The following is a 2,449-nucleotide window of genomic DNA, read 5'->3' as shown; positions in this document are numbered from 1 at the left end:
TACTGCCCGATGCCTAGCGAAACCGCAAATAGCAGGATCCAAAGCAGCAGCAGGGCGGAAAATTTCATTTATAGCTCGTGCGGTAGAATTTTTGATAAAATTCCTCCACTTTTTTGTCAAACTCCACCTCGTCAAAGTGCGCCGGATAGAGCTTCATCGCTAGCCACCACTCGCCAAGCGCCATAGCTTCGGCAGGCGGATAGCCCCACGCTTTGGCGTATTCGGGCATCATGTAAATTTTATCCTCTTTGACCGCGCTTAAATTTGCAAGCTGCGGGTTGGATTTAAGCTCGGCACCTGCGGGTAGCGATCCTGCACGAAGATCATCTGCGGCGCCCATGCTAAAACTTGCTCGGCGGATACTTGCTTGTAGCCCTTGATGCTCTCTGCCGCGACGTTTTGCGCGCCTGCACGCATAAACATTATGCCCGTGTATTTGCCGCTACCGTAGGTCGTAAGATCGGGATTTGCCATATAAATTTTAGGTCTTTTATCGATGATGAAGTCGCTAAATTTAGCCTTTAGCTGCTCTTGCGAGTTTTTCGAAGCTTATGAGCTCGGCGGCCTCTTTCTCGCGGTTGGCGACCTTGCCAAGAAGCTCAATCCCGTCGTAAAATCCCTCTGTGTAGGCAGCCTCATCGTCTTTGAAGGTCGGATTTAGCTTGCCCTTATCGGCGTTATCGCTACGCTGAAAGCTAACGGCGACGACGGGGATTTTGAGCTCGCTCATTTTGTCGATGTATTCTTGCGGGATGTAATTCGTGACGATCACGACGTCGGGCTTTAGCTTAAGCACTGCCTCGTAGTTGATGACCTTTAGATCGCCCGGTGTGGGCATGTCTTTTAGGCTCGGTGCTAGGCGGATGTAGTCTTTGCCGAGCGCTCGCTCCCACGACTCCTGCACCCCGACAACCTTATCCAGCGCGTTTAGCTCATTTAGCGCGTTTAGGCTTTGGTGCTGAAGCACGACTATGCGCTTGACTTCATCAGGCAGCGTGACATCGCGGCCTAGTTGATCGGTTACGACGCGATCTGCAAAAAGCGAACTCGCGCACAGTGCAAGAGCTAACGCGAAAGAGTGAAACTTACTCATTTTCTATCCTTTAATTTAGATTATATACTTTTTAATACGCCGGATTTAGTGCTTTTTAGGCGACTACGTTTAGAAAATATACTTTGAAATATTATAGATTTTTAATGATAAATTTTAGGTAAAAGATGGAATTTTAAAGTAGGGCGAATTTGAAAATTTACATAGTGCATATGAGTTGCGCGTAGAATTTTGCGGTGCGATATGGAATTCGTAAGTAAATTTATGAAATTTTAAATGGTTTGCGCGTAATTTCAAATTGGTTTTTTGATTTATTTTGCAGGCGTCGTCCATAGGCTTTTATTCCAAAGCTCTGCGCCTGAAATTCCTTTAATCCTAATCCAGGCGATAAGTTCTAAAATTTCAGATAAAAAAATCGCTATAAGTATGATACATACCACTGTTACATTACTCATTTTCGGAAGGTTAACGAATGCATTGATAATATTTAGAAGTATCCAATACATAAAATATAATCCTCCGCAGAAGTAAAAAATCTTATTTGTAGCAACTTTGCCTAGTTTATAATACACTAGTATCAACACTACGTAATTAATAGTTTTAAGTGCTGGAATTACAACAAGAAAGATATTGCTCCATATGGCAATCAGCGTTGCTTCATTTTGATAACTAAACCCTATATTTTGAGTTGTTCTAATAACAGAATAGAATGTATCTACAAAAGATTCTCTGTGGCTATGAAAGAAGTAATTGAGAGTTTCCGAGCTCGTGATATTTATAGCATACAATAAAAATGCGATAACCATGATAGTCCAAAGCACTCGAGCAATAAAGGTAATTAAATACGTCCTAAAGACCTTACTATCGGAGATATCAGAGATAATTTTGGTTGCCGAGAGTTTAAAAATCATCGAAGCGAAAATTATGGCAACAATTACGGCGGCAACGCCTAAAAATTTGCTTATTTCAACGTCATGCCAAAACTCGCAACAAGCCCAAATGATCAGATAAGTGCAGATTGCCAAAACGCTAGAGGTTATGCCGCGAAATTTTATGGCGTTTAAAGTATCGCGCTTCATTTTTTGCCTTTGGATTTTTAAAATTTTAAGGCGGATTATACTTGCGGGGTTTGAAATTTAGATAAATTTTAGGGCGCGAGTGGAATTTAAATAGAGCAAAATTTGAATTAAATTTAATCTTTTGGTTTTGAACGAGGATTGTTTCAGGCGAATAGGCACTAGAAGCTGAATTTTAAAATAAGTTTTCATTTATGAAAAAGTGAGCATTCAAGCTAAAATTGAAATTTTACCAGGAAAGCTTATCGTAGCGTAATGCGCAAATCGCGACGAGTTAAAAGCGCAGCCTACGCGCGGCAACTACAAAGTTCGCGAAAGTCCT

4 protein-coding genes are annotated in these 2,449 nt (G+C 41.5%); all 4 read right to left on the bottom strand.

Going from position 1 to position 2,449, the window contains the following annotated elements; translation table 11 throughout:
* Positions 1-64: 64 nt before the first annotated feature.
* The 4 genes from Q0256_RS10045 to Q0256_RS10030 all read right to left on the bottom strand — a co-directional run bounded on the left by Q0256_RS10045 (position 65) and on the right by Q0256_RS10030 (position 2,130).
* A complete protein-coding gene (locus Q0256_RS10045; RefSeq protein WP_297962667.1) occupies positions 65-340 on the bottom strand; it encodes a hypothetical protein in 276 nt (91 codons plus the stop codon).
* Positions 259-474, bottom strand: a complete 216-nt coding sequence (locus Q0256_RS10040) for an ABC transporter substrate-binding protein (RefSeq protein ID WP_297962665.1) — start codon at positions 472-474, stop codon at positions 259-261. Before Q0256_RS10040 ends, Q0256_RS10045 begins: the two co-directional genes overlap by 82 nt.
* Before the next feature lie 40 nt (positions 475-514).
* On the bottom strand, positions 515-1,093 hold the full coding sequence (locus tag Q0256_RS10035; protein WP_297962663.1) for an ABC transporter substrate-binding protein: 579 nt from the start codon (positions 1,091-1,093) through the stop codon (positions 515-517).
* A gap of 269 nt (positions 1,094-1,362) precedes the next feature.
* Positions 1,363-2,130 carry a hypothetical protein gene (locus Q0256_RS10030; RefSeq protein WP_297962660.1) on the bottom strand — a complete coding sequence of 256 codons (768 nt, stop codon included), beginning with the start codon at positions 2,128-2,130 and terminating at the stop codon, positions 1,363-1,365.
* Positions 2,131-2,449: the final 319 nt, after the last annotated feature.

It is taken from the genome of uncultured Campylobacter sp. (assembly GCF_937949835.1).
GTDB lineage: Bacteria > Campylobacterota > Campylobacteria > Campylobacterales > Campylobacteraceae > Campylobacter_B.
The sequence above is the reverse complement of the archived record's forward strand: the minus strand, read 5'-3'. Positions and strand labels throughout refer to the sequence as shown.

Excerpts from the sequence above, each read along its gene's own strand:
- Q0256_RS10030 (WP_297962660.1), bottom strand. The coding sequence starts at position 2,130 with ATGAAGCGCGATACTTTAAACGCCATAAAATTTCGCGGCATAACCTCT.
- Q0256_RS10035 (WP_297962663.1), bottom strand. The coding sequence starts at position 1,093 with ATGAGTAAGTTTCACTCTTTCGCGTTAGCTCTTGCACTGTGCGCGAGT.
- Q0256_RS10040 (WP_297962665.1), bottom strand. The coding sequence starts at position 474 with ATGGCAAATCCCGATCTTACGACCTACGGTAGCGGCAAATACACGGGC.
- Q0256_RS10045 (WP_297962667.1), bottom strand. The coding sequence starts at position 340 with ATGGGCGCCGCAGATGATCTTCGTGCAGGATCGCTACCCGCAGGTGCC.